At 60.6% G+C, this 24,257-nt stretch carries 23 protein-coding genes and 3 tRNA genes; 18 read left to right on the plus strand and 8 right to left on the minus strand.

Going from position 1 to position 24,257, the window contains the following annotated elements:
• Window positions 1–403: 403 nt before the first annotated feature.
• Genes JJD66_RS23635 through JJD66_RS23670 form a run of 8 tightly spaced genes read left to right on the plus strand, consistent with a single transcriptional unit; the run spans window position 404 to window position 6,548 of the window.
• Window positions 404–1,606 carry a PepSY-associated TM helix domain-containing protein gene (locus JJD66_RS23635; protein ID WP_105226337.1) on the plus strand — a complete coding sequence of 401 codons (1,203 nt, stop codon included), beginning with the start codon at window positions 404–406 and terminating at the stop codon, window positions 1,604–1,606.
• The gene (locus tag JJD66_RS23640; protein WP_019817260.1) at window positions 1,603–2,139 is read left to right on the plus strand and encodes a hypothetical protein; all 537 of its coding nucleotides are present in this window, start codon (window positions 1,603–1,605) and stop codon (window positions 2,137–2,139) included. Before JJD66_RS23635 ends, JJD66_RS23640 begins: the two co-directional genes overlap by 4 nt.
• Window positions 2,136–2,459, plus strand: a complete 324-nt coding sequence (locus JJD66_RS23645) for a hypothetical protein (RefSeq protein WP_020301064.1) — start codon at window positions 2,136–2,138, stop codon at window positions 2,457–2,459. The genes JJD66_RS23640 and JJD66_RS23645 overlap by 4 nt, the downstream gene beginning before the upstream one ends.
• Entirely contained in the window at window positions 2,456–3,016 is a 561-nt protein-coding gene (locus tag JJD66_RS23650) for a DUF6162 family protein (RefSeq protein WP_014717807.1), read from the plus strand. The genes JJD66_RS23645 and JJD66_RS23650 overlap by 4 nt, the downstream gene beginning before the upstream one ends.
• 19 nt (window positions 3,017–3,035) lie before the next feature.
• On the plus strand, window positions 3,036–3,956 hold the full coding sequence (locus JJD66_RS23655; RefSeq protein WP_054897879.1) for a metal ABC transporter substrate-binding protein: 921 nt from the start codon (window positions 3,036–3,038) through the stop codon (window positions 3,954–3,956).
• Window positions 3,953–4,699 carry a metal ABC transporter ATP-binding protein gene (locus JJD66_RS23660; protein ID WP_200649175.1) on the plus strand — a complete coding sequence of 249 codons (747 nt, stop codon included), beginning with the start codon at window positions 3,953–3,955 and terminating at the stop codon, window positions 4,697–4,699. Before JJD66_RS23655 ends, JJD66_RS23660 begins: the two co-directional genes overlap by 4 nt.
• Window positions 4,696–5,595, plus strand: a complete 900-nt coding sequence (locus tag JJD66_RS23665; RefSeq protein ID WP_003190154.1) for a metal ABC transporter permease — start codon at window positions 4,696–4,698, stop codon at window positions 5,593–5,595. The genes JJD66_RS23660 and JJD66_RS23665 overlap by 4 nt, the downstream gene beginning before the upstream one ends.
• Window positions 5,595–6,548 carry a metal ABC transporter solute-binding protein, Zn/Mn family gene (locus JJD66_RS23670; protein ID WP_200649176.1) on the plus strand — a complete coding sequence of 318 codons (954 nt, stop codon included), beginning with the start codon at window positions 5,595–5,597 and terminating at the stop codon, window positions 6,546–6,548. The genes JJD66_RS23665 and JJD66_RS23670 overlap by 1 nt, the downstream gene beginning before the upstream one ends.
• 146 nt (window positions 6,549–6,694) lie before the next feature.
• Here JJD66_RS23670 and JJD66_RS23675 read toward each other — a convergent pair whose 3' ends face one another.
• Entirely contained in the window at window positions 6,695–7,408 is a 714-nt protein-coding gene (locus JJD66_RS23675) for a UTRA domain-containing protein (protein WP_003190151.1), read from the minus strand.
• A 351-nt stretch (window positions 7,409–7,759) separates the two neighbouring features.
• Between JJD66_RS23675 and JJD66_RS23680 the strand changes: the two genes are divergently transcribed.
• The 8 genes from JJD66_RS23680 (at window position 7,760) to JJD66_RS23715 (ending at window position 17,491) form a co-directional block, all read left to right on the plus strand.
• The gene (locus JJD66_RS23680; protein WP_200649177.1) at window positions 7,760–8,836 is read left to right on the plus strand and encodes an ABC transporter substrate-binding protein; all 1,077 of its coding nucleotides are present in this window, start codon (window positions 7,760–7,762) and stop codon (window positions 8,834–8,836) included.
• 216 nt (window positions 8,837–9,052) lie between these two features.
• Entirely contained in the window at window positions 9,053–9,859 is an 807-nt protein-coding gene (locus tag JJD66_RS23685; protein WP_105226334.1) for an alkaline phosphatase family protein, read from the plus strand.
• Window positions 9,856–10,701 carry an ABC transporter permease gene (locus JJD66_RS23690; RefSeq protein WP_200649178.1) on the plus strand — a complete coding sequence of 282 codons (846 nt, stop codon included), beginning with the start codon at window positions 9,856–9,858 and terminating at the stop codon, window positions 10,699–10,701. Before JJD66_RS23685 ends, JJD66_RS23690 begins: the two co-directional genes overlap by 4 nt.
• Window positions 10,688–11,488: an ABC transporter permease gene (locus JJD66_RS23695; protein WP_032892564.1), complete on the plus strand. Its 801-nt coding sequence runs from the start codon at window positions 10,688–10,690 to the stop codon at window positions 11,486–11,488. The genes JJD66_RS23690 and JJD66_RS23695 overlap by 14 nt, the downstream gene beginning before the upstream one ends.
• The gene (locus tag JJD66_RS23700) at window positions 11,485–12,474 is read left to right on the plus strand and encodes an ABC transporter ATP-binding protein (RefSeq protein ID WP_034127242.1); all 990 of its coding nucleotides are present in this window, start codon (window positions 11,485–11,487) and stop codon (window positions 12,472–12,474) included. The genes JJD66_RS23695 and JJD66_RS23700 overlap by 4 nt, the downstream gene beginning before the upstream one ends.
• A gap of 33 nt (window positions 12,475–12,507) precedes the next feature.
• Window positions 12,508–13,161: an HAD family hydrolase gene (locus JJD66_RS23705; protein ID WP_034127241.1), complete on the plus strand. Its 654-nt coding sequence runs from the start codon at window positions 12,508–12,510 to the stop codon at window positions 13,159–13,161.
• Between the two features lie 361 nt (window positions 13,162–13,522).
• Window positions 13,523–15,604: a carboxy terminal-processing peptidase gene (locus JJD66_RS23710; RefSeq protein WP_223816873.1), complete on the plus strand. Its 2,082-nt coding sequence runs from the start codon at window positions 13,523–13,525 to the stop codon at window positions 15,602–15,604.
• Window positions 15,605–15,721: 117 nt separating this feature from the next.
• Window positions 15,722–17,491, plus strand: coding sequence for a bifunctional diguanylate cyclase/phosphodiesterase (locus JJD66_RS23715; RefSeq protein ID WP_198716719.1), 1,770 nt, complete (start codon window positions 15,722–15,724; stop codon window positions 17,489–17,491).
• Here JJD66_RS23715 and JJD66_RS23720 read toward each other — a convergent pair.
• The 4 genes from JJD66_RS23720 to JJD66_RS23735 all read right to left on the minus strand — a co-directional run bounded on the left by JJD66_RS23720 (window position 17,488) and on the right by JJD66_RS23735 (window position 20,491).
• On the minus strand, window positions 17,488–17,859 hold the full coding sequence (locus JJD66_RS23720) for a hypothetical protein (protein ID WP_200649179.1): 372 nt from the start codon (window positions 17,857–17,859) through the stop codon (window positions 17,488–17,490). The genes JJD66_RS23715 and JJD66_RS23720 overlap by 4 nt on opposite strands.
• The gene (locus tag JJD66_RS23725) at window positions 17,856–18,182 is read right to left on the minus strand and encodes a helix-turn-helix domain-containing protein (RefSeq protein WP_200649180.1); all 327 of its coding nucleotides are present in this window, start codon (window positions 18,180–18,182) and stop codon (window positions 17,856–17,858) included. Before JJD66_RS23725 ends, JJD66_RS23720 begins: the two co-directional genes overlap by 4 nt.
• A gap of 97 nt (window positions 18,183–18,279) precedes the next feature.
• A complete protein-coding gene (locus JJD66_RS23730) occupies window positions 18,280–18,735 on the minus strand; it encodes a YkvA family protein (RefSeq protein WP_056788425.1) in 456 nt (151 codons plus the stop codon).
• 1,015 nt (window positions 18,736–19,750) lie between these two features.
• Window positions 19,751–20,491, minus strand: coding sequence for an FKBP-type peptidyl-prolyl cis-trans isomerase (locus JJD66_RS23735; protein WP_003190133.1), 741 nt, complete (start codon window positions 20,489–20,491; stop codon window positions 19,751–19,753).
• Window positions 20,492–20,738: 247 nt separating this feature from the next.
• Here JJD66_RS23735 and JJD66_RS23740 point away from each other — a divergent pair, with 247 nt between their 5' ends.
• Window positions 20,739–22,547: a di-heme-cytochrome C peroxidase gene (locus tag JJD66_RS23740; RefSeq protein ID WP_200649181.1), complete on the plus strand. Its 1,809-nt coding sequence runs from the start codon at window positions 20,739–20,741 to the stop codon at window positions 22,545–22,547.
• Between the two features lie 29 nt (window positions 22,548–22,576).
• Entirely contained in the window at window positions 22,577–23,710 is a 1,134-nt protein-coding gene (locus JJD66_RS23745) for a catalase family protein (protein ID WP_200649182.1), read from the plus strand.
• Between the two features lie 89 nt (window positions 23,711–23,799).
• Here JJD66_RS23745 and JJD66_RS23750 read toward each other — a convergent pair.
• The 3 genes from JJD66_RS23750 to JJD66_RS23760 all read right to left on the minus strand — a co-directional run bounded on the left by JJD66_RS23750 (window position 23,800) and on the right by JJD66_RS23760 (window position 24,225).
• A tRNA-Asp gene (locus JJD66_RS23750) sits at window positions 23,800–23,876 on the minus strand.
• Between the two features lie 19 nt (window positions 23,877–23,895).
• A tRNA-Val gene (locus tag JJD66_RS23755) sits at window positions 23,896–23,971 on the minus strand.
• A 177-nt stretch (window positions 23,972–24,148) separates the two neighbouring features.
• A tRNA-Asp gene (locus tag JJD66_RS23760) sits at window positions 24,149–24,225 on the minus strand.
• Window positions 24,226–24,257: the final 32 nt, after the last annotated feature.

The raw sequence follows: 24,257 nt of genomic DNA on the forward strand, positions 1-24,257 counted from the left end.
CCATGGATGGCGCGTGGCGGCGACCCCCCAAACCACTGGCGGATTACGGGCACACCGAGCCTGGGCGAGGTGCCGAGTGGTGGGGCAAGAGCGTTTTGCTTACTTTGCCGCTTTTGCAAAGTGAGCCGCCGTCAGGGCGGAACCCTAAGTGGCCGTTACCGCAGGAATGGATATGTACACGGTCCGACTGTGTTGACTGTCAAGCCGTCTTCGCAGGCAAGCCAGCTCCCACAGGGTTACGCCATACCCTGAATGCAATCCTGAAACATTTTCTTTCATATACGCCTTAGGGATTTCTCATTCTCATCCGTCTTAACTTAGATACAGCCTGTCGCGTCAGCAAAAGCTACGACTGGCCTTTTCCGGGCCTCCATCGCCCCCTCCGATCAAGACCCTCATTCATATGTCGAAGAAGTCACGCTCCAAACTCTGGTTTCTCGTTCATAGCTGGCTGGCGTTGCCCATCTGGTTCTTTGTACTGATCGTCTGCGTCACCGGCACCCTGGCCGTGGTGAGCCAGGAAATCGTGTGGCTGGCCAACCCGGATATCCGCGCCAGCAAGCCGTCGGATGAAGCCCAGCCGTTGAGCTTTGACCAGGTGATCGCGGCCATCAAGCGCGATGAACCCAAGGCTATCGTCCAGTCCATCATCCGCCCGGATGAGTCGCACTTCGCGCTAAGCGTTGGCCTCAGCTACCCGGATGGGCGCTCCGTGGAGGTGTATGCCAACCCCTATACCGGAGCGATCCAAGGCATCAGCCCCTCGTTCAACTTCCAGCAATTCACTCGTGCCCTGCACGGCTGGTGGCTAGTGCCGTTCACCAATGGGTACAGTTGGGGCTGGTACCTGGTGTCCGCGTTGGGCTTGCCGCTGCTCGCCTCGCTGATCACCGGGCTGGTGGTGTACAAGCGCTTCTGGAAAGGCTTCCTGCGCCCTACCCTGCGCATCCGCCACGGCGCGCGAATCTTCTGGGGCGACTTTCACCGCCTGAGCGGCATCTGGTCGATCTGGTTTATCGCGGTCATTTCTATCACCGGCACCTGGTTCCTGATCGAGGCTGTCCTGGGCGACAACCAGATATCCATTTCCAGTGAACCCATCGTGCCAGTGATCGCACGGGATAAGGTGCCGCTGTCGGCGCCGGGCGTGCCGGCACCGATGATCCCTATCGACAAGGCGATCGACATCGCCGCCGAGCGAATCCCCGGCCTGGATGCCAGCTTTGTGTTCATGCCAAGCAACGCCTACAGCCACCTGCAGATCGGCGGGCGTGGCTGGTACCCGTTGATGTTCCAGACCGCACAGCTGAACCCCTATGACGGTGAAATCGCGGTCTCGAACCTGTTGTCCGACCGTACCCCGCTGGAATTCGTCACCGAGTCGATGCGCCCACTGCACACCGGGGACTTTGGCGGTTTGTGGATCAAGCTGATCTGGGCATTCTTCGGCCTGGTGCTGAGCATGATGGTGTTGAGCGGCCTGCTGATCTGGACCAAGCGCACCGCCCTGGCCACCCTCAACGCCCTCAAGCGCGAGGCCAAGACGCAACGTCAGCATGCGCCCATCCCGGCCATGCACGCCGACACCTCGGAGGCTCAGCGATGAGCAAGGTCGCAACCGTACCCCCGTCCCCGCTGCGCGCCTTTTGGCTGAAATGGCGTTTCCATATCAATATCCTGCTGTTGCTGGTGCCGCTGGGGTTCATGCCCAAATACTTTGCCGACGCCGCGTTGTTTCGCGGGGATACCGGCATCGGCGAGCGCGTGGCCGGGCAGGTGCAAGTCGGCCCCTGGAGCCTGACGCTGGCCGAGTTTCGCAACGAAGGCCCGAGCCCGAACCCGGCTGGCCCGATGAAGTTCTTCAACGCTGCCCTGTGCGATACCTGTGCCGAGCAGGTCAAGGCCACTTACCTGCGTATCGGCAAACCCCGCAGCCTGCGCGCCGCCGGAGTGATCTTCTTCGGCACGCCGTACCGTATGGGCGCCGCCCTGCCGATCCCCGAACGCACCCCGGCGGACGCCGAAATATGGGTGACCATGGAAGGGTGGGACGGCAGCATGCACCAGGGTTCCATCCCGCTGAGCCAGGCCTCGCCTGCCACCATTGCCTGGCTGAACAAGCAAGGAGTCAAACCATGACGTTCAAGCGCTTCACCCGCGCCGCGCTGTTGCTGTGCGCCGGCCTGAGCACCACCGCCTTCGCCCACAACCCGATGTGCGAATGCAAGGAAATCCCCGGTGAGCAGATCCAGTGCAAAGGCGGCTTCTCCGACGGCAGTGGCGCCCCCGGCGTAACCCTGGATGTGATCGGCTACGACGAAACCATCCTGGTGCCGGGCAAGCTCGGCGAGGATTCGACCCTGACCTTCAAGAAGCCCGCCGCCGAGTTCTACGTGCTATTCGATGCCGGCCCCGGCCACGTGGTGGAAATCGACCAAGCGGATATCCCGTCGCAATGAGTACCACACAGGTTGTACGCCCCGCGGGCGCGGGCCACGAAACCCTTTATGTGTTGCTGTTGTGTCTGATCATCCTCGCTGTGGCGGGCACGGTCGTGGCGCTGCATGGGGAAACCCAGGAAGTCGCGGCGGTGCCAAGCCATCAGTTGGACGCCCGCCGCGACCTGAGCGCGGCCGAGCAAGGCATCTACGCCGACCTGCGGGTGACCCTGGATGAAATCCACCTGTTGCAGCAGGAACACAGCGCCCTGCCGACGCCTGAGCAACTGGCCGAAGAAGGCTTCGCTCCCTTTGCCCAGGACGCTAGCTCAGTAAGCCGCGGCGGCCACCGCTGGCAGCTGCTGGCACCGGCTGCCTACTTGGGCTTGAGCCAGGCGCCGGCCACCAGCGGTTCGCTGCTGATGCGCGTGCAAGGCAGTGAGCCGGATATCTGGCTCAACCGCAGCGCCAACCTTGCCGCCCCATCCGACCTCACTGACCAGGCGCTGATCGCGGCCGGCTGGCAGCAGGTGGTCGCGCAATTCGATGCCGGCGTTACCCGCCAGCACCGTCACTGAACGAGAAGACCGATTGCCCATGTCTATGTCATCGCCCCTGTTGCGCCTGTTGCTGGTTGGCCTGTTCAGCCTGATGCTCGCCCCCCTTGCCAATGCCGAGGCGGCCAAGCGCCTGCGTATCGGCATTACCTTGCACCCCTATTACAGCTATGTAGCCAATATCGTGGGCGACAAGGCCGAAGTGGTGCCGCTGATTCCCGCCGGTTTCAACCCCCACGCCTACGAGCCGCGCGCCGAAGACATCAAGCGCATCGGCACCCTGGATGTGATCGTGCTCAACGGCGTCGGCCATGACGACTTCGCCGACCGCATGATCGCCACCAGCGAGCGCCCGGACATCCCGGTGATCGAAGCCAACGCCAACGTGCCGCTGCTCGCCGCTACCGGTAACGCGGCACGCGGTGCGGGCAAGGTGGTCAACCCGCACACCTTCCTGTCAATCAGCGCGTCGATTGCCCAGGTCAATAACATTGCCCGTGAGTTGGGCAAGCTCGACCCGGACAACGCCAAAACCTACACCCAGAACGCCCGCGCCTACGGCAAGCGCCTGCGTCAGATGCGCGCCGACGCCCTGGCCAAGCTGACCAGCGCGCCCAACCCGGACCTGCGCGTCGCCACCGTACACGCGGCCTACGACTACCTGTTGCGCGAGTTTGGCCTGGAGGTCACCGCCGTGGTCGAACCGGCCCACGGTATCGAACCAAGCCCCAGCCAGCTGAAAAAGACCATCGATGAACTGCGTGCTCTGGATGTGAAAGTGATCTTCTCGGAGATGGATTTCCCGTCCACCTACGTCGATACCATCCAGCGTGAATCCGGGGTCAAGCTGTACCCGCTGTCGCATATTTCCTACGGCGAATACAGCGCCGAGAAGTACGAAGTGGAGATGACCGGCAACCTCAACACCGTAGTACGGGCGATTCAGGAGTCGGGAGCATGACCGCCGCACAGCAACTGAACCCCGTCAGCGTCGGCCCCACCCTGAACTTCGACCAGGTCTCGCTGACCCTGGGGCGCACCGTGATCCTTGATGGCGTGAGTTTCCAGGTACAACCGGGCAGCATCCATGCGCTGGTCGGCCCCAACGGCGGCGGCAAAAGCTCGCTGATCAAGACCCTGTTGGGGCAGACGCCGCACCAGGGGCGTTTGAGCCTGGAATGGCCAACCACACCCGGCACCATCGGTTACGTGCCCCAGGCGCTGGAATTTGACCGGGGCTTGCCGATGACTGTGGACGATTTCATGGCTGCCATGTGCCAGCGTCGCCCGGCGTTTCTGGGCCTGTCCAGGCATTACGCAACAGCGATTGGCGATGCCCTTGAGCGCGTCGGCATGCAAGACAAGCGCAAGCGCCGCATGGGCGCGTTGTCCGGAGGTGAGCGCCAGCGCGTACTGCTGGCCCAGGGGCTGATTCCGGCGCCGCAGTTGCTGGTGCTGGATGAGCCGATGTCGGCCCTCGACGAGGCGGGTATCCAGGTGTTCGAACGGCTATTGAACGACTGGCGCCTGGCTGGGATTACGGTGCTGTGGATCGAGCACGACCTGGAGGCCGTTGGCCGCCTGGCCGACCGCGTCACCGGTCTGAACCGCCGCGTGCTGTTCGACGCCACACCGAAAGAGGCGCTGACCCCGGACCGCCTGCTCACTCTGTTCTCCACCCACCCTCGGAGCCCGGCGCCATGAGTTATGAAGCCTTTCGCTTGATGGTCCAGGGCTGGGCCTCTTCCGGTTACCTGCCCGAAGCCCTGGCCTACGGGTTTGTGGTCAACGCCCTGCTCGCCGGCTTGTTGATCGGCCCGGTACTCGGCGGCCTGGGCACGCTGGTGGTGGTCAAGCGCTTTGCGTTTTTCTCCGAAGCGGTCGGCCATGCCGCGCTGACCGGCGTGGCCGTGGGCATCCTGCTGGGAGAACCCTATACCGGGCCTTATGGCAGCCTGTTTGGCTACTGCCTGCTGTTCGGCATCCTGCTCAATTACCTGCGCAACCGCACCGGCCTGGCGCCCGATACCTTGATCGGCGTGTTCCTGTCCGTGTCCCTGGCACTGGGGGCAAGCCTGCTGCTGATCCTGGCCGGCAAGATCAACGTGCACATTCTCGAGAACGTGCTGTTTGGCTCAGTGCTGACGGTCAACGGCAACGATCTGCTGGTACTGGCCATTGTCGGCTCGCTGGTGATGGCCCTGGCATTGCCGCTGTACAACCGCATCATGCTGGCCAGTTTCAACCCGCAATTGGCGGCAGTGCGCGGGGTGGCGGTGAAAAGCCTGGACTACCTGTTCGTGATCCTAGTGACCCTGATCACCGTTGCCGCGGTCAAGGTCATCGGCGCAATCCTGGTCGGCGCCTTGCTGGTGATTCCTGCCGCTGCGGCGCGCCTGTTGAGCCAGTCACTCAAAGGGTTTTTCTGGATCTCGGTGTTGATCGCTACCGTCAGCACCCTGTGCGGCATCCTGCTGCCGATCATCTTCGACCTGCCCATCCCATCCGGCGCCGCCATCATTCTGGTTGCCGGTATCGCCTTCGCCTTCGCCGCCATCGCCCGTGGCGTTGTGCCCAGCCTCAAAGGGAATCTTGGATAATGCGCCCTGTCTTTCGCCCACTGGCCCTGGCCATCGCTTGCTTGATGAGTACGTCGGCGCTGGCCGTCGACGGTTTCGACGCCAAGGACTTCAAAGTCAACCAGGGCCTCGGTCACGCAGCCCTGACCAAGACCACGCAGCCGGTCAAGGTGCTGGCCTCGCTGCCGATTACCTACGGCTTGGCCGAGGCGCTGCTCAAAGGCACCAACGTAGCGCTTGAACGCGCCGCGCCGGCCAACCTGCCCGGTTCGCGGCAGGTGTCCTACTTCACCGGCCGCGGTGCTGCGGCACTGAACAAGTTGGCGCTGGACGCCGACGCGGCCATCGGCCTGCGCTCGCTGTGGGCCGATGACCCGCTGTACCCCGTGGCGCGGCGCAGCAATATCCGCATCGTCGAAGTCGATGCCGCACGCCCGGTGGACGGCGGCTTGCCGGGTATCGCAGTACAACCGGGTGTCACCGACGGTTTGAACAGCCAACCCTGGCAATCGAGCAACAATATGGGGCGCATGGCCGACGTGATGGCCGCCGACCTGAGCCGCCTGGCCCCGGCTGCCAAACCCAGGATCGACGCTAACCTGGCCGCGCTCAAACAGCGTTTACTCAAGCTCACCGCCGACAGCGAGGCGCGCTTGGCCAAGGCCGACAACCTGAGTGTGTTCAGCTTGAGCGATCACTTCGCGTACCTGGTCAGCAGCCTGAACCTGGAAGTGCTCGGCACCGATGCACGGCCCGATGCCGAGTGGACGCCCGAGGCGCTGCAAAAACTCAGCAGCGCGTTGAAGGACAACGATGTGGCGGTGGTGCTGCATCACCGTCAACCCAGCGATGCAGTCAAAACCGCCATCACTGCCGGCGGCTCCAGACTGTTGGTATTGAATGTGGACGGTGCCGACCCGGTGACGGAGTTGGAAACCAATGTAGATCAAGTGATCAAGGCTCTTACGCCCTAGGCAAACCACCGATCCGTCAGGGATAAACTCGGTTCAATGTGGGAGCTGGCTTGCCTGCGATGCGGGCGCCTCGGTTTGTCAGGCCTACCGCGTCGATGCCATCGCAGGCAAGCCAGCTCCCACATGGGTTCGCGGTGCACCAGCCGCTACACCACATCCACACCCACATGAATCGCATCATGCCGCCAGAACTCCAGGTCACAATCGATCAGGCGTTGATGCTGGTCGTAATTGACCCGGGCGATGCGCAAGCCCGGGCTGCCTACCGAGACGCGCAGCGCAGCGGCTGCTTCCACCGGCAGTGAGGTCGGCACAATCTCGAAACGCACCCGCCCGTAGTGCAAGTCATATTTGCTGGCATACAGCTCAGTCATCGACTGATTCAAATCACACGCCAGGATCCCCGGAAAATACTGCGGGTTCAGATAGTGCTCCACATACAACACCAGGCGCCCGTCAATCCTGCGTCCCCGGCAAATCTGGATCACGCTCGACAACGCCGGCAACTGCAACCACGCGCACACCGCCGCCGACGCCGGTTGCAAGCGTGCGGAAATGACCTGCGTGGAAGCCTCACGCCCCTGGTCGCTGACCATCGCGTGAAAATGGCTGCGCTGCATCAGATTATAAGCCAGCCGTGGCGGTGAGACGAACCAACCCCGACGCTCTTCGCGGTAGATCTGCCCTTGGGCCTCCAGTTGTAACAAGGCTTCCCGCACGGTAATCCGAGTGGTACCAAACAACTCGCTGAGCTTGCGTTCGGCGGGCAGTTTGCTGGCAGGCGGCAACAGGCCATGGTCGATCTGCTCCTGCAGCGCCAGGCCGATGGAAGTTACCGCCTTGATTGCCTCATCACGCATCAACGTTACCTATCTGGACTAGACCAGCACCGTTCAGGTGCACAAAACGCGCTCTATCTGGGCTTTTGCTGCTGTGTGCCAGCCTAGGCACTCCACATGACCGACAGATGACAAAGGCTGTCGACTGCCTCTACCACCCCCTGCAATACATCGGCCAAGTCCAGGGCCTGCGGGCACTTGGGCATGGTCTACGCTAAGTGGGAGCTAAGCGACATCAGCGCTTCAAAAACGACATCGACATGAAACTGTCATCCAGGGGGCCTAGATTGGCTCAGGTATTGCTGACCTAGACCAAACCACCGCTAACGTTCAGATAAAACGCCGCGTTGAAAACGCCCAAAGGAGCTTCGGATGAAACAGCTTTTCCTGGCATCACTGTTAGGCTCGACCATTGCCATGTGCACCGCCGCCATGGCTGCTGATAACGATCTAAAAACCTTGGAAGCCGCCGCCAAAGCGGAAGGCGCCGTCAACAGCGTCGGCATGCCCGATGACTGGGCCAACTGGAAAGGCACCTGGGAAGACCTGGCCAAGACCTACGGCCTCAAGCACATCGACACCGACATGAGCTCGGCCCAGGAAATCGCCAAGTTCAAAGCCGAAAAAGATAATGCCAGCGCCGACATCGGTGACGTGGGCGCAGCCTTCGGCCCGATCGCGGTGAAACAGGAAGTCACCCAGCCGTACAAACCGTCCACCTGGGCGCAGGTGCCGGATTGGGCGAAAGACAAGGACGGTCACTGGGCCCTGGCCTACACCGGCACCATCGCCTTTATCGTCAACAAGAAGCTGCTGCACGGCTCCGAAGTGCCCACCACCTGGGCTGACCTGCAAACCGGTAAATACAAGGTCTCGGTGGGTGACGTGAGCACCGCCGCCCAGGCTTCGAACGCAGTACTCGCCGCAGCCATCGCCAACAAAGGCGACGAGAAAAACATCGCGCCGGGCCTGCAATTTTTCACCAAGATCGCCCAGCAAGGTCGCCTCTCGCTCTCCAACCCGACCATCGCCACCATGGAAAAAGGCGAAGTCGAAGTGGGTCTCGTCTGGGACTTCAACGGCCTGAGCTACAAGGCCAAGATGGCCAACCCGGATGACTACGTGGTGCTGATCCCCTCGGATGGCTCGGTGAAATCCGGCTACACCACCATCATCAACAAATACGCCAAGCACCCGAACGCCGCCAAGCTCACCCGCGAATATATCTTCAGCGATGCCGGCCAGCTCAACCTGGCACGCGGCAATGCGCGTCCGATCCGGGCTGAAACCGACTTGAAACTGCCGGCGGACGTTGCCAAAAACCTGATTCCTGGCGAGCAGTACACCAAGGCCAACCCGCAGCCGATCAAGGATGCCGATGCCTGGGAAGCGACGTCCAAGAAGCTGCCACAGATGTGGAACGAGCAGGTCATCGTAGAAATGAAGTAATCGGTATCTCTGATCCAAAGGCGGTCAGTGTGGGAGCTGGCTTGCTGTGGCGAGGGAGCTTGCTCCCGCTCGACAGCGTAGCTGGAGCCGGCTTTTTGGGGGTGGTCCGCACCCCAGCGCAAGCAAGCTTGCTCGCCACAACAAGCCAGCTCCCACATTTGATCCCCTTCCAAGTTGATACTGAGCCATACCCTCTGTTGCGGAGCCCCAGCCCCCATGAAGCACAATGTCATCCTTGTGGTGCTCGACGGCCTCAACTTCGAGGTTGCCCGGCACGCCATGGGGCACTTGCAGGCCTACGTCGGCGCAGGACGCGCAGCCCTCTACACACTGGAATGTGAACTGCCTGCCCTGTCCCGCCCGTTGTATGAATGCATCCTCACCGGCGTGCCGCCGATCCAAAGCGGTATTGTGCACAACAACGTCTCGCGCCTGTCCACCCAGCGCAGCATTTTCCATTACGCCACCGACGCCGGCTTGAGCACCGCTGCGGCGGCTTACCACTGGGTCAGCGAGTTGTATAACCGCACGCCCTTTCTCGCCGCCCGCGATCGTCATACCGACGACAAGGCCCTGGCGATCCAGCACGGGCATTTCTACTGGAATGACCACTACCCCGATTCCCACCTGTTCGCCGACGCCGAAAGCCTGCGGCTCAAGCACGCGCCAAACTTTTTGCTGGTGCACCCGATGAACATCGACGACGCCGGCCACAAGCATGGCCTCGACACTGCGCAATACCGCAACAGCGCGCGTTCGGCTGACATTATCCTGGCCGACTACCTGCAAGGCTGGCTCGATGCCGGTTACCAGATACTGGTCACCGCCGACCATGGCATGAACAACGACCGCTCCCACAACGGCCTATTGCGCGAAGAACGGGAAGTGCCACTGTTTGTCATCGGTGACGCCTTCAGCCTGGACACCGACGCCGTGCCTAAACAGACCGACCTGTGCGGCACCGTCTGCGAACTGCTCGGCGTGCCCCACGACAAACCTGTGTGCCGGGAGCTGCTCAAGTGAATGCACTGACCCGCGGCAAATGGCTGGCCCTGTTATGCCTGCTGCCCTTCGCACTGTTCTTTATCGTGTTCGAGATCGCACCGCTGGTGTGGGTGCTGATCAGCAGCCTGCAAACCGACGAGGCCGGCTGGAGCCTGGAAAACTTCACCCGCATTTTCACCTCGAAGTTCTACAGGCAGGCCATCCAGTTCAGCCTGGAGATCAGTTTCTACTCCAGCATCTTCGGCATCATCATCGCCACCCTGGGCAGCTACTCACTGCGCCGAGTGGATTCGCCGCTGCGCAACTTCGTCACCGCGTTCGCCAACATGACCAGCAATTTCGCCGGCGTGCCCCTGGCCTTCGCGTTCATCATCCTGCTGGGGTTCAACGGCAGCATCACCCTCATGCTCAAGCAGGCCGGGATCATCGAGGACTTCAACCTGTACTCGAAAACCGGCTTGATCATCCTCTATACCTATTTCCAGATCCCCCTCGGCGTACTGTTGCTCTACCCGGCCTTTGACGCATTGCGCGAAGACTGGCGCGAATCTGCCGCGCTGCTCGGTGCGAATGGCTGGCAGTTCTGGCGCCATATCGGCCTGCCGGTGCTCACCCCGGCCCTGCTCGGCACCTTTGTGATCCTGCTGGCCAATGCCCTGGGCGCCTACGCCACGGTCTATGCGCTTACTACCGGCAACTTCAACGTGCTGCCAATTCGCATTGCCGGCCTGGTCTCCGGCGATGTGTCGCTGGACCCGAACATGGCCAGCGCCCTGGCCGTGGTGCTGGTGGCGCTGATGACCGTGGTCACGGTGGTGCACCAACTGCTGCTCAAGAGGAGCTACCATGTCTCGCGCTGAAGCCGGTACGGCCTCCCTCTACCATCGGGTGGTGGTGTACCTGTTGTTCCTGATCCTGGTGCTGCCGCTGGTGGGCACTTTTGTCTACTCGATTTCCAGCAGTTGGTCGGCAACCATCCTGCCCGCCGGCTTCAGCGTGAAATGGTATGTACAGCTGTGGAGCGACCCGCGCTTTCTGATGGCCTTCGGGCAATCGTTGCTGGTCTGCGTGGGCGCACTTATCCTCTCGGTGGTGTTGATCTTGCCGCTGCTGTTCGTGGTGCATTACCACTTTCCCAAGCTCGACGCGCTGATGAACATCCTGATCCTGCTGCCCTTTGCGGTGCCGCCGGTGGTGTCCTCGGTGGGTCTGCTGCAACTGTACGGTTCCGGGCCGCTGGCGATGGTGGGCACGCCATGGATTTTGATCGGCTGCTACTTCACCGTCGCGCTGCCGTTCATGTACCGCGCGATCACCAACAACCTGCAAGCCATCAACCTGCGCGACCTGATGGACGCTTCGCAACTGCTCGGCGCCAGCACCTGGCAGGCCGCGATCCTGGTGGTGCTGCCCAACCTGCGCAAGGGCCTGATGGTGGCGCTGCTGCTGTCGTTCTCGTTCCTGTTCGGCGAGTTCGTGTTCGCCAACATCCTCGTCGGCACCCGCTACGAAACCCTGCAGGTGTACCTCAACAACATGCGCAACAGCAGTGGCCATTTCACCAGCGCCGTGGTGATCTCTTATTTCTTCTTCGTGCTGGTACTGACCTGGGCCGCCACTCTCTTGAACAAGGACAAAAGCCAATGAGCTTCGTCAGCGTCCAACACCTGCAAAAAGGCTACGCCGGCACCCCGGTGTTCAGCGATATCAATTGCGAGGTCGCCAAAGGCGAGTTCGTCACCCTGCTCGGCCCGTCCGGTTGCGGCAAATCCACCCTGCTGCGCTGCATCGCCGGGCTTACGCCGGTGGACAGTGGCCAAATCCTCCTGGATGGTCAGGACATCGTGCCCCTGAGCCCACAGAAACGCCAGATCGGCATGGTGTTCCAGAGCTACGCGTTGTTCCCCAACATGACTGTGGAACAGAACGTTGCCTTCGGCCTGCGCATGCAAAAGGTCAACGCCGACGACAGTCACAAGCGCGTGCAAGAAGTGCTGCAACTGGTGGAACTCAAGGACCTGGCCGGCCGCTATCCGCACCAGATGTCCGGTGGCCAGTGCCAGCGCGTCGCCCTCGCCCGCTCCCTGGTGACCCGCCCGCGCCTGCTGTTGCTGGATGAACCGCTGTCGGCATTGGATGCACGTATTCGCAAGCACTTGCGCGAGCAGATCCGCCAGATCCAGCGCGAGCTGGGGCTGACCACGATCTTTGTGACCCATGACCAGGAAGAAGCGCTGACCATGTCCGACCGCATCTTTTTGATGAACCAGGGCAAGATCGTGCAGAGCGGCGATGCCGAAACCCTCTATACCGCGCCGGTGGATGTGTTCGCTGCCGGGTTTATCGGCAACTACAACCTGCTCGATGCCGACAAGGCCAGCCAACTGCTGCAGCGACCGATCAGCGGGCGCATCGCGATTCGCCCCGAGGCCATCGAGTTGAGCCGCAGTGGCGAGCTCGATGCGTTGGTGCGTAGCCACAGCCTGCTGGGTAACGTGATTCGCTACCGCATCGAAGCCCGTGGTGTCGAGCTGGTGGTGGACGTGCTCAATCGTTCGGCCGACGACCTGCATCCGGACGGCCAACGCCTGGCACTTTCCATCGACCCCAGCGCACTGTGTGAAGTAGCCTGACAGGCAGCGACCTATTGAGAGAGAGCATCACCGATGGCATTGGTAATTTTTGATCTGGACGACACCTTGATCCACGGCGACTGCGCCACGCTGTGGAGCGAACAGATGGGCCGCCTCGGCTGGGTAGACCCTGAGTCATTCATGCGCAGGAACAACGAGCTGATGGATGCCTACAGCCAGGGCAAGCTGTTGATGGAAGATTTCATGGATTTCAGCCTGGAGCCGATGATCGGCCGAACCCCGGAAGAAATCGAGCACCTGGTGGAGCCGTGGGTCGAGGACGTGATCGAGCCGCTGATCTACAGCGACGCCACCAAGACCATCGCCCGCCACCGCGCGAACGGTGACCGGATCCTGGTGATTTCCGCTTCGGGCACTCACCTGGTCACGCCGATTGCTGCGCGTATCGGTATCGAGGAAGTGCTGGGGATTAACCTGAGCGTCAGCCATGGGGTATACGACGGCAAGACAGAGGGTGTACTGACTTACCGTGAAGGCAAGATCACGCGGTTGCTGGAATGGCTGGAGCAGGAAGGCGAAACCCTTGAAGGTGCCTATTTCTATTCGGACTCGCGCAATGATTTACCGCTGCTGCTCAAGGTGGATCACCCGCAGGTGGTGAACCCGGACCCGGTGTTGCGCGCCCATGCCGAACAGGCCGGCTGGCCGATCCACCACTGGACCTGAATCAATAGACATCAACCTGTGGGAGCTGGCTTGCCTGCGACAGCGGTGCGCCAGATGAAGAATTCTTCACTGTTGCACCGCTGTCGCAGGCAAGCCAGCTCCCACACTGACTGCATTTCAATCTAGGATTCGGTCAGGCTATTGGCAATATGGACTACACCGGACGTAGGACGAGGTTGTTCTAGCCCCCCACATCACCGTCAACGCCTTGCAATGCTTTCACAGTGCCTCCATAGTGAGTCTGGACTGAGCCCGGTGCTGTAGCGCCGGGCTTTTTGCATTATGCGACCGGACCATATGGAACCGGCTCCCTCAAAGACGGCCTAATATGCGTTATCAATTGCCCCCGCGTCGAATCAGCATGAAGCATCTGTTCCCCAGCACCGCCCTCGCTTTTTTCATTGGTCTCGGCTTCGCGTCGATGTCGACCAATACGTTCGCAGCCAATAGCTGGGACAACCTTCAGCCTGATCGCGATGAGGTGATTGCCAGCCTTAACGTCGTCGAGTTGCTCAAGCGCCATCACTACAGCAAGCCGCCGCTGGACGACGCTCGCTCGGTGATCATCTACGACAGCTACCTCAAGCTGCTGGACCCCTCGCGCAGCTACTTCCTGGCCAGCGATATCGCTGAGTTCGACAAGTGGAAGACCCAATTCGACGACTTCCTCAAGAGCGGCGACCTGCAACCCGGCTTCACCATCTACAAGCGTTACCTGGACCGCGTCAAAGCGCGTCTGGACTTCGCGTTGGGTGAGCTGAACAAGGGCGTCGACAAACTCGATTTCACCCAGAAAGAAACCCTTCTGGTAGACCGCAAGGACGCCCCTTGGCTGACCAGCACCGCAGCCCTGGACGACCTGTGGCGCAAACGCGTCAAGGACGAAGTGCTGCGCTTGAAGATCGCCGGCAAAGAGCCCAAGGCCATTCAAGAACTGCTGACCAAGCGCTACAAAAACCAGCTGGCGCGCCTGGACCAGACCCGTGCCGAGGATATCTTCCAGGCCTACATCAACACCTTTGCGATGTCCTACGACCCGCACACCAATTATCTGTCGCCAGATAACGCGGAAAATTTTGATATCAATATGAGTCTGTCCCTGGAAGGCATCGGTGCCGTCCTGCAAAGCGACAATGACCAGGTAAAGATCGTACGTTTGGTGCCGGCAGGCCCTGCTGACAAAACCAAGCAAGTAGCACCCGCCGACAAGATCATCGGCGTGGCCCAGGCCGACAAAGAGATGGTCGATGTGGTTGGCTGGCGCCTGGACGAAGTGGTCAAGCTGATCCGTGGGCCTAAAGGCAGCGTGGTGCGCCTGGAAGTGATTCCGCACACCAATGCACCGAACGACCAGACCAGCAAGATCGTGTCCATCACCCGTGAAGCGGTGAAGCTCGAAGACCAGGCCGTGCAGAAGAAAGTCCTCAACCTCAAGCAGGATGGCAAGGACTACAAGCTGGGCGTGATTGAAATCCCGGCCTTCTACCTGGACTTCAAGGCGTTCCGCGCCGGTGATCCGGACTACAAGTCCACCACCCGCGACGTGAAGAAAATCCTGACAGAACTGCAGAAAGAGAAAGTCGACGGTGTGGTCATCGACCTGCGCAACAACGGCGGCGGCTCCCTGCAGGAAGCTACCGAGCTGACCAGCCTGTTTATCGACAAGGGCCCGACCGTGTTGGTACGCAACGCTGACGGCCGTGTCGACGTGCTCGAAGACGAGAACCCAGGGGCCTTCTACAAAGGGCCGATGGCGCTGCTGGTCAACCGTCTCTCGGCCTCGGCCTCGGAGATTTTCGCCGGTGCCATGCAGGACTACCACCGTGCATTGATCATCGGCGGCCAGACCTTCGGCAAAGGCACCGTGCAGACCATCCAACCGCTGAACCATGGCGAGCTTAAGCTGACACTGGCCAAGTTCTACCGGGTATCCGGGCAGAGCACCCAGCATCAGGGCGTACTGCCGGATATCGATTTCCCGTCGATCATCGACACCAAGGAAATCGGCGAAAGTGCCCTGCCTGAAGCCATGCCGTGGGACACCATCCGCCCTGCGATCAAGCCGGCGTCGGATCCGTTCAAGCCCTTCCTGGCTCAGTTGAAGGCTGACCATGACACCCGCTCTGCCAAGGACGCCGAGTTCGTGTTTATTCGCGACAAGCTGGCCCTGGCCAAGAAGCTGATGGAAGAGAAGACCGTCAGCCTCAACGAAGCGGATCGCCGTGCACAGCACTCCAGCATCGAGAATCAGCAACTGGTGCTGGAAAACACCCGCCGCAAGGCCAAGGGTGAAGACCCGCTCAAAGAGCTGAAGAAAGAAGATGAAGACGCGCTGCCGACCGAGGCGGATAAAACCAAGCCGGAAGACGACGCTTACTTGGCCGAGACTGGCCGGATCCTGCTGGATTATCTGAAAATCACCAAGCAGGTGGCCAAGCAGTAAATGATGGCGATTTAATGTGATCGCTCCTCGGAGTGTCATCATATAGACATCATTCTGTCGTGAAATAAAAGGACCGCAGGTTTACGCCTGCGGTCCTTTTTTTTGATCGAGACCGCCATGACCATGACCGAACAGCTGAATGCATTGGGCTCAATCCTGGCTCAAGGCAGTTTGCACAGCCTGTTCCAACCGATCATCTGTCTGTCAGAGCGACGCATCCTCGGTTATGAAGCCCTCAGTCGTGGCCCGTCCAACAGCCCGCTGCACTCCCCCGTCGCACTGTTCTCGGTGGCCAGCCACGCCGGGCGCCTGAGCGAATTGGACATGGCGTGTCGAGAGAGTGCATGCCGGCGCTTCAGCGAGCAGAAACTGCCCGGCAAGCTGTTCCTCAATATCTCGCCCGAATCCTTGATGGAGAACGCACATCAGCCAGGGCGCACGCTGCAACTGTTGCGCGACTTCGGCATTTCTCCCAGCCAGGTGGTGATCGAGCTAACCGAGCAGGCACCCACCGACGATTTCGCGCTGTTGCAAACTGCCTTGCACCACTACCGCGACATGGGTTTTGCCATCGCACTGGATGACTTGGGCGCCGGTTATTCCAGCTTGCGGTTGTGGTCCGAACTGCGCCCGGACTACGTGAAGATCGACCGGCACTTTATCGACGGCATTCACCAGGACGCCCTCAAGCGTGAGTTTGTCGGCTCGATCCTGCAGATCGCCAGGGCGTCCCGCGCCCAAGTGATTGCCGAGGGCATCGAGCTGCCGGAAGAACTGGCGGTGTTGACCGAGATGGGTGTCGACCTGGTCCAGGGCTACCTACTCTGCCGCCCTCAAGAAAAGCCACCGCAGGAAGCGCGCCTGATGTTGCCCAAGCCGGATAACGCCACGCTGGCCCTCAATGACGAAGGCAGTGACCTGAGCGCCCTGCTCAATGAGCAGCCCGCCGTGGATCAAGACACCGCCACCGCCCAAGTGCTGGAATCGTTCCGCCGCCAGGCTAACCTCAACTCGCTGGCGGTGTTGGACGGCCGCGGTTGCCCGGTCGGCATTGTGCACCGGCACTCGTTGTCGGACGCGTTGCTCAAGCCGTTCGCGACCGATCTGTTTGCACGTAAACCCATCAGCCGCTTGATGAGCGATGACTTTTTGGCGGTGGAACTGAGCCAGTCCTTGCAGCAGGTCAGCCGCTTATTGACCAGCCGCGCGCGGCAACGCATCGAAGAGGATTTCATCATCACCCTGAACGGTGATTACCTGGGGCTGGGTCGGGTCATCGACGTGCTCAAGTTGATCACGGAGCTGAAAATCCAGCAGGCCCGCTACGCCAACCCGTTGACCTTGTTGCCTGGCAATGTGCCGATCCAGCAGTGCCTCACCCGGCTACTGCAGCAACAGCGCGAGTCGGTGATCTGCTATGTGGATATCGACAGTTTCAAACCGTTCAACGATATCTACGGCTACGGGCGCGGGGATGAAGTGCTGCTGTGCCTGGCGCAGTGCCTCAACGACCGGGTAGACCCCAGCCGCGACTTTGTCGGGCATATTGGTGGGGATGATTTTTTGCTGGTGCTGGGCCCGCAGGATTGGCGCAAGCGGCTCAACCAGTTGCTGGATGACTTCCATACCCAATGCCGACGCTTCTACCGCGCTGAACACCTGGAGTCTGGGTGCTTCGTGGCCCTTAATCGCCAGGGCGTGCGCCAGGAGTATGCGTTGCTGTCGCTGTCCATCGGCGTGGTGCATTTGTATCCACAGGCCTGTGCACAACTCGATGCCAGCCAGTTGGCAGAGCTGGCGTCACAAGCCAAGCACCATGCCAAGGATGTTGCGGGCTACAGCATTCACGTGATCGACAGCATGGACACCTGCTCCCAGGCGCTTTAGGCCTCGGCGGACTCCGGATACTCGTACTCGAACACCCGCACCACTTCGGAAGCATGCCAGGACGCGGCGGCCACGCCATCAGAAGGCCCGCTGAACCGCCCCAGGCGCTCCACACATTCGAAAAAACCGGTGCGCGGCAGGCGGCTGGCACCCTGGCTGATCACCAGGGAACTGCGCAGCGGCTGCTCGGCCTTGGCATCCAGCGCCGCCAGGTGCTCCAGGGCCGCCGCCAGGGTCTGCATGGCCGGCGTGGGGAATTGCAGGCGCTCAAGCAGCGCACGGTACGTGAGCAAATGGCGCTTGCGCCGCGCCTGATCCAGTTCGTTGAGCAACCCATCCCAGTGTTGACGGCTAATACGTAGGCTCAAGACTCATCCCTCCAACCTGCTACGCCCAATTCCCAAGCCAGGCTGCGGCGAATGGCGGCATCCGGCTGGCGTTCACCACTTTCAATCAATCCAAGGTATGAGGGGCTGATCCCCACTGTGCGTGCCAGGGTCTCGATAGCCAGCCCCTTGGCTTCACGCAGGCCGCGCAGGGCTGCGAGCGGGCGCAGGTCCTGATCAATGGCGGTAGAGGCGGCAGGGGTAGGTTGCTGCTGACCGGCAGCTTTTAGCAGCGCCTGGTACTGGTCCCATGGCAACACCGCGTATTCGGGTGCGCCATCGCGTGAAATGATCTGAATATCCATGACTGCCCCGTAGGATAAAAACACTTACTAAGTAAGCTCTTTCCTTAGAAGTGTAATCCTAACAGCCACGAAGGTCGCCGGGGGATACCCGGCATCATTAGTTTTTTTGCGGGTTTTCCCGGGCCAGCAGCTCAGGCGTCGCTGGCAGGCGCTCAACCACTGCGAGTTTTTCCGGGCGTTGCGCATCGCGCCACGCACGAAAGGCGCTCAGTTCGCCGCTCAGGGTCTTCATGACCCATGCCAGCACGGCGATGTCGTCGAGCATGCCGAACATGGGGAGAAAGTCCGGAATCGCATCAATCGGGCTGAGAAAGTACATCAGCCCCGCCACCACCGAGATCAGCGCCTTCGGGCTGATCGCACGGTATTCGCCGCGCCAGTAAGCCAGGCACAGGGCCTGAAGCAATTTGAGATCATCCTTGAGCTGGCCGAGCCGATTGCCCTGGCTTGAGCCTTTGGCAGCGACGGCAAACAACAGGGTGGGCAGGCGGCCACGGCCGAGCAGACGTGCGGCCATGGGCAGGAAACGGGTGAAATTGAACGGTGGTTTCATAGGGCACTCCAGTTCCAGGCGACATAAAAGGTTATCCACACAAATTGTGGATAACCTTGTGAACAGAGCCTGTTTTATCGGCTGAAAGCCACGGACTACAAGGCCTACAGTCAGATCGGGCGTTTTTTGCGCACATAAAAAAAAACCCAAGAATTCATTGACTTGGCGTGTATGTGCGGCTACCCGTGCTCGAGTCTTATATCAGACTGTGTCCGATTGCGGACGTTCGTTTGGATTTGCAGAGGCTTCAACGTAGGGGCTGGCTGGCGTGCGATAGCGATAGCCATAGACATCTACACGACCCGGTACGACGTGGCAGCCTGCCAGCCGATGCCTATCTCTCAGACACCCTGGGCTCCAAATGTGGGAGCTGGCTTGCCTGCGATTGCCTTACGCATCAACACAACTTTACAGGCTGTAGCAGCCAACGCTAACCACGATGCGAAGCGAGCCGCTCTTGATCTTGATCTGCTTTTGATCTTAGGCGCCCCGTTAAACCACGCTGGCCGGAATTCGACAGGGATTTGGGGGGTAAACCTGCAGGGATGCCGGTTTAGCCGCCCCGCGCCATGGATGGCGCGTGGCGGCGGCCCCCCAAATCACTGGCGGATTACGGGCACACCGAGCCTGAGCGAGGTGCCGAGTGGTGGGGCAAGAGCGTTTTGCTTACTTTGCCGCTCTTGCAAAGTGAGCCGCCGTCAGGGCGGAACCCTATGTGGCCGTTACCGCAGCAATGGATATGTACACAATCCAACTGTGTTGATTGCCAGGCCGCCTTCGCGAGCAAGCCCGCTCCCACAGGTTGATCGTGGTGTGTCAGTTAGTAGGTGTAGGCTGGCAGGCCGTCATCGCAGGCAAGCCAGCTCCCACATTTGGAGTGCTGAGCGTCTGGCGGTCATCACAGCGATGCGGCGACCCGACAAGCCAGCTCCCACAGAAATTTTTGCATCGTTTGATACAACCCCGAAAACAACAACGCCCCGTCGAGACGGGGCGTTGTGTGTTCAGGCGCCGATTACTTCTTGGCGGCTGGTGCAGCAGGTGCGTCTGCTGCTTCTGCCTTGGCTGGGTCCTTGATGGCCAGCAGTTCCAGGTCAAATACCAGCACGGAGTTGGCTGGAATCGCCGGGCTCGGGCTCTGGGCGCCGTAGGCCAGGTCGGACGGGATGTACAACTCGACCTTCTCGCCAACATGCATCAGTTGCAAGCCTTCGACCCAACCCGGGATCACGCCGCTGACCGGCAGGTCGATCGGGCTACCACGATCTACAGAGCTGTCAAAGGTAGTGCCGTTGGTGAGCTTGCCGGTGTAGTGAACAGTCACCACGTCGGTTGGCTTAGGCTGTGCGCCGTCGGCCTTCTTCACGATCTTGTACTGCAGACCGGAAGCGGTGGTGACGACGCCGTCTTTCTTGGCGTTGTCTTCGAGGAATTTCTTGCCAGCGGCTGCCGACTCTTCGCTCATTTTGGTCATGCGTTCTTCAGCACGCTTTTGCAGTGCGGCAAACGCTTCAACCAGCTCATCGTCCTTGAGCTTCTGCTCTTTCTTGCCGACGGCATCTTCGATGCCTTGGGCAACAGCTTTGGAGTCCAGGTCGTCCATGCCTTCTTGGGCAAGGCTCTTGCCCATGTTCAGGCCGATGCCGTAGGAAGCTTTCTGCGCCGGGGTTTTCAGCTCTACGCTGGTCTGCGAATCACAACCCGCAAGTACCAGGCTAACCAGGGCCACCGCCGCCGCCAACCGATGCTGTTTCATGCTATTTCCTTGTTCATGCGCCAAAAGGGCATTCGAATAAAGTCGCGAGCTTATCAGGCGGCCCCGACCAATGGCTACCGGCATGTGAGCAGGAAACTTCTGATAAGTTCACGTGTTTAAAAGCATTTCCATTTATCATGGGCCACCGCGACGGATCGCGGGACCGCCTGCCAGCAGGCTAATCGCTACTTGCCGCACCTGTGGCGCAGTGGCATAACAACGCGACAATTCGACAAGGATAGTTATCTTGCGCATTTTTTCCCGAGTTTTAATCCTGATACTGATCGCACTAAGCCTGATCCTGGCCGTGGTGCTCTATTACACCCTCAACCCCAAGCTGCCGGATTACGTGCCCGTGAAACAGGTGCACTATCAGGAGCAATGGAGTGCCGCCGACCGCCAGACCTACTACTTCACGCCCCAGGGCACTCAAGTAAAAGGCCTGCACTACGACTGGTTCACCGCCCTGGAGCTGCCGTTCTCCGAGCAACGCTTTGCCGCGCCGCAGTACCTGGCGCGCTTTGGCTTCCTGGTCGATCCCAAACAGGTGCCCACCGCGCAAAACCCTGGCAACCTGCCGGTAGGGTTCGCCCGGCACCAGAACGCCGACAGCAAGGCTCAGTACCTGGATATCACCTGTGCGGCCTGCCACACCGGCGAATTGCACTTCAAGGGCCAGGCCCTGCGTATCGACGGTGGCTCGGCGCAACACGTACTGCCCTCCAGCGTTCCCACGTTGCGTGGCGGCAGTTTCGGCCAGGCCCTGGTCGCCAGCCTGGCCGCTACCTATTACAACCCATGGAAGTTCGAGCGCTTTGCCCACAAGGTCCTGGGGGATCAGTACGACGCCCAGCGCGATCAACTGCGCAAGGACTTCAAGCAATCGCTGAACCAGTTCCTCAAGGTTGCCTGGAATGACACCCACCGTGGCCTTTACCCCACCGAAGAAGGCCCGGGCCGTACTGACGCCTTTGGGCGCATCGCCAACGCCAGTTTTGGCGACGCTATTTCCCCAGACAATTATCGCGTCGCCAATGCGCCAGTGGACTACCCGCAGCTGTGGGATATCTGGACCTTCGACTGGGTACAGTGGAATGGCTCGGCCCAACAGCCCATGGCGCGCAACATCGGCGAAGCCCTTGGCGTAGGCGCGACCCTGACGTTCTTCGACACTGCCGGGCAACCGCTCAAAGGCGATGCCCGCTACCCGTCCAGCGTACGTGTGCGCGACCTGCACCTGATCGAAGAAACCCTGCAACGGCTCAAACCGCCGACCTGGCCGCAAGACTTGTTCGGTGCCATCGACAAGCCCCTCGCCGCCCAGGGTCGCGCACTCTTTGCCGAGAACTGCGCCGGCTGCCACCTACCCACCGTCACCCAGGAAAACGGCCGTCCGGTGCAGCAGTTGAAAATGCTACCGGTGAACTACATCGGCACCGACCCCGGCACGGCCAACAACATTGCCGACCAACGCTATGACCTCAGCGCGTTGCAATGGGACCCGGCCGAACTGGCCCGGCTCAATGTCGAACTGCACCCCACCCCCACCGCGCCGCTGGACCTGAAAAAAATGTCCGTGGCCCAGGGTTTAGCCTATGTCACCGCCTTCGTCGAAGAGCATGCCTACCGTGCGGCCGGCGTGACCCCGGCCGAGCGCCCAGGCCTGGACGGGTTCGGCCTGCCCATCGGCGTGCGCGAATTGCGTGCCTACAAAGCGCGGCCACTGGCCGGCGTATGGGCCACCCCACCGTTCCTGCACAACGGTTCGGTGCCGACGATCTACCAACTGCTCTCGCCCCAGGACGAACGCAGCACTACCTTCTATAAGGGCACCTTCAACTACGACCCGCGTCACCTGGGGTTTGAGACCACCGCCTTCAAGAATGCCTTCCTGTTCGATACCAGAATCACCGGCAACCACAACAGCGGCCACGAATTCCGTGCCGGCGAACGTGGCAATGGCGTGATCGGCCGTGGCCTGCTACCGCAGGAACGCTGGGCGCTGCTCGAATACCTCAAGGTGCTGGGCGGCCCGCTGGAGCAACAACTGCCATGATTATCCGATCGCAAAACAAGGACCGCTCCATGCTTGCTCGTCTCTGGCTGCGCCTTGGCGCCTTTGTGGGTAAAAGCCTGTTATGGCTACTGGGCCTGGGCCTGCTGGGCTGGGTGTTGGCCATGGCGTGGTTCGCCTGGCAGCACAGGGGCCCGGTGTCGGTGAAGGAACAGATCCCGCCGGGTGAAGCGGCGATGACCCAAGGCATCATCCAGACCGCCGTGCGCATCGTTGATCAGCATCGCGAAGGCACTCGCTACCTGCGTGATGCCCATGCCAAGGCCCATGGGTGCGTGAAAGCCGAGGTCAGCGTTCTGACAGATCTCGACCCGGCCTTGCGCCAGGGTGTGTTTGCCGAGCCGGGCAAGACCTGGCAGGCGACGATGCGCCTGTCCAACGGCAACGCTTATCCGCAATTCGACAGCATCCGCGATGCCCGCGGCATGGCCATCAAGCTGTTGGATGTGCCGGGCAAGCAACTGATGGCCGACCAGCAAGCGCGCACCGAACAGGATTTCGTGATGTTCAGCCACCCGAACTTCTTTGTCAGCGATGTCGCGGAATACGCGCAAAACATCGGCGCGCAAGCGGATGGCAAGAAGGTCCTGGCTTTCTTTCCCAAGCTCGACCCGCGCAGTTGGCAAGTGCGTCACCTGTTTATCGCCCTGGCAACCCTGGCGCCCGCACCGGCCAGCCCGACGCAGACGACTTACTTTTCAGTGTCGCCCTACAAGTTTGGCGCGGCCAACGCCAAGTTCCGCGTCGCGCCCGACCCACAAAGCTGCCCGGGTTATGTGCTGCCCAAACAGAACCAGGCCCTGCCGAACTTCCTGCGCAGCGCGCTCAACCAGCAACTGTCCACCGACCGTGTAGACGCGTGTTTTGTGCTGCAGATCCAGCGGCAAAACCCGCAGGCGTTCATGCCCATCGAAGACACCAGCATCGAATGGAAGGAAAGCGACGCGCCGTATGAAACCGTGGCCAAGGTCAGGATTCCCGCCCAGGACTTCGACACGCCGGCGCAGAACCTGGCGTGCGATAACCAGTCGTTCAACCCCTGGTTCGGGCTGGAAGCGCACCGCCCCATCGGCGGCATCAACCGGCTGCGCAAAGCGGTGTATGAGGCCGTCAGCGACTACCGCCACAGCCGCAACGCACCGTAAGGCGCGTTAAATCGCAGGCGAAAAAAAACCCGCTCAATGAGCGGGTTTCTTATGGCTACCTGGCGTTCAGTGTTCCAGGTGACCGAATATGGCGCAGCGGACGGGACTCGAACCCGCGACCCCCGGCGTGACAGGCCGGTATTCTAACCGACTGAACTACCGCTGCGCGTAACACTTGAAGCGAATGGTGGGTGATGACGGGATCGAACCGCCGACCCTCTGCTTGTAAGGCAGATGCTCTCCCAGCTGAGCTAATCACCCTTCGTTTCGGTGTGGGCGCATCATACACCAAAAAATCGTAATGTCTTGATTTAAATGCAATTTATTTAAAAAAAGTTTAACGCACGATTTTTTGCCATATTTCGGACAGAAAAAAACCCGCTCAATGAGCGGGCTTTCTTTGGTTACCTGGCGTTCAGCGTTCCAGGTGACCGAATATGGCGCAGCGGACGGGACTCGAACCCGCGACCCCCGGCGTGACAGGCCGGTATTCTAACCGACTGAACTACCGCTGCGCGTAACACTTGAAGCGAATGGTGGGTGATGA

This window comes from Pseudomonas sp. MF6751 (assembly GCF_016613265.1).
Lineage (GTDB): Bacteria > Pseudomonadota > Gammaproteobacteria > Pseudomonadales > Pseudomonadaceae > Aquipseudomonas > Aquipseudomonas fluorescens_BV.

Bases quoted from the DNA above. Each gene is read 5' to 3' on its own strand.
- JJD66_RS23700 (WP_034127242.1), top strand. From the start codon at position 11,485: ATGAGCTTCGTCAGCGTCCAACACCTGCAAAAAGGCTACGCCGGCACC.
- JJD66_RS23650 (WP_014717807.1), top strand. From the start codon at position 2,456: ATGAGTACCACACAGGTTGTACGCCCCGCGGGCGCGGGCCACGAAACC.
- JJD66_RS23730 (WP_056788425.1), bottom strand. From the start codon at position 18,735: ATGAAACCACCGTTCAATTTCACCCGTTTCCTGCCCATGGCCGCACGT.
- JJD66_RS23655 (WP_054897879.1), top strand. From the start codon at position 3,036: ATGTCTATGTCATCGCCCCTGTTGCGCCTGTTGCTGGTTGGCCTGTTC.
- JJD66_RS23640 (WP_019817260.1), top strand. From the start codon at position 1,603: ATGAGCAAGGTCGCAACCGTACCCCCGTCCCCGCTGCGCGCCTTTTGG.
- JJD66_RS23645 (WP_020301064.1), top strand. From the start codon at position 2,136: ATGACGTTCAAGCGCTTCACCCGCGCCGCGCTGTTGCTGTGCGCCGGC.
- JJD66_RS23660 (WP_200649175.1), top strand. From the start codon at position 3,953: ATGACCGCCGCACAGCAACTGAACCCCGTCAGCGTCGGCCCCACCCTG.
- JJD66_RS23680 (WP_200649177.1), top strand. From the start codon at position 7,760: ATGAAACAGCTTTTCCTGGCATCACTGTTAGGCTCGACCATTGCCATG.
- JJD66_RS23675 (WP_003190151.1), bottom strand. From the start codon at position 7,408: ATGCGTGATGAGGCAATCAAGGCGGTAACTTCCATCGGCCTGGCGCTG.
- JJD66_RS23665 (WP_003190154.1), top strand. From the start codon at position 4,696: ATGAGTTATGAAGCCTTTCGCTTGATGGTCCAGGGCTGGGCCTCTTCC.
- JJD66_RS23710 (WP_223816873.1), top strand. From the start codon at position 13,523: ATGAAGCATCTGTTCCCCAGCACCGCCCTCGCTTTTTTCATTGGTCTC.
- JJD66_RS23745 (WP_200649182.1), top strand. From the start codon at position 22,577: ATGCTTGCTCGTCTCTGGCTGCGCCTTGGCGCCTTTGTGGGTAAAAGC.
- JJD66_RS23635 (WP_105226337.1), top strand. From the start codon at position 404: ATGTCGAAGAAGTCACGCTCCAAACTCTGGTTTCTCGTTCATAGCTGG.
- JJD66_RS23715 (WP_198716719.1), top strand. From the start codon at position 15,722: ATGACCATGACCGAACAGCTGAATGCATTGGGCTCAATCCTGGCTCAA.
- JJD66_RS23685 (WP_105226334.1), top strand. From the start codon at position 9,053: ATGAAGCACAATGTCATCCTTGTGGTGCTCGACGGCCTCAACTTCGAG.
- JJD66_RS23695 (WP_032892564.1), top strand. From the start codon at position 10,688: ATGTCTCGCGCTGAAGCCGGTACGGCCTCCCTCTACCATCGGGTGGTG.
- JJD66_RS23725 (WP_200649180.1), bottom strand. From the start codon at position 18,182: ATGGATATTCAGATCATTTCACGCGATGGCGCACCCGAATACGCGGTG.
- JJD66_RS23705 (WP_034127241.1), top strand. From the start codon at position 12,508: ATGGCATTGGTAATTTTTGATCTGGACGACACCTTGATCCACGGCGAC.
- JJD66_RS23735 (WP_003190133.1), bottom strand. From the start codon at position 20,491: ATGAAACAGCATCGGTTGGCGGCGGCGGTGGCCCTGGTTAGCCTGGTA.
- JJD66_RS23670 (WP_200649176.1), top strand. From the start codon at position 5,595: ATGCGCCCTGTCTTTCGCCCACTGGCCCTGGCCATCGCTTGCTTGATG.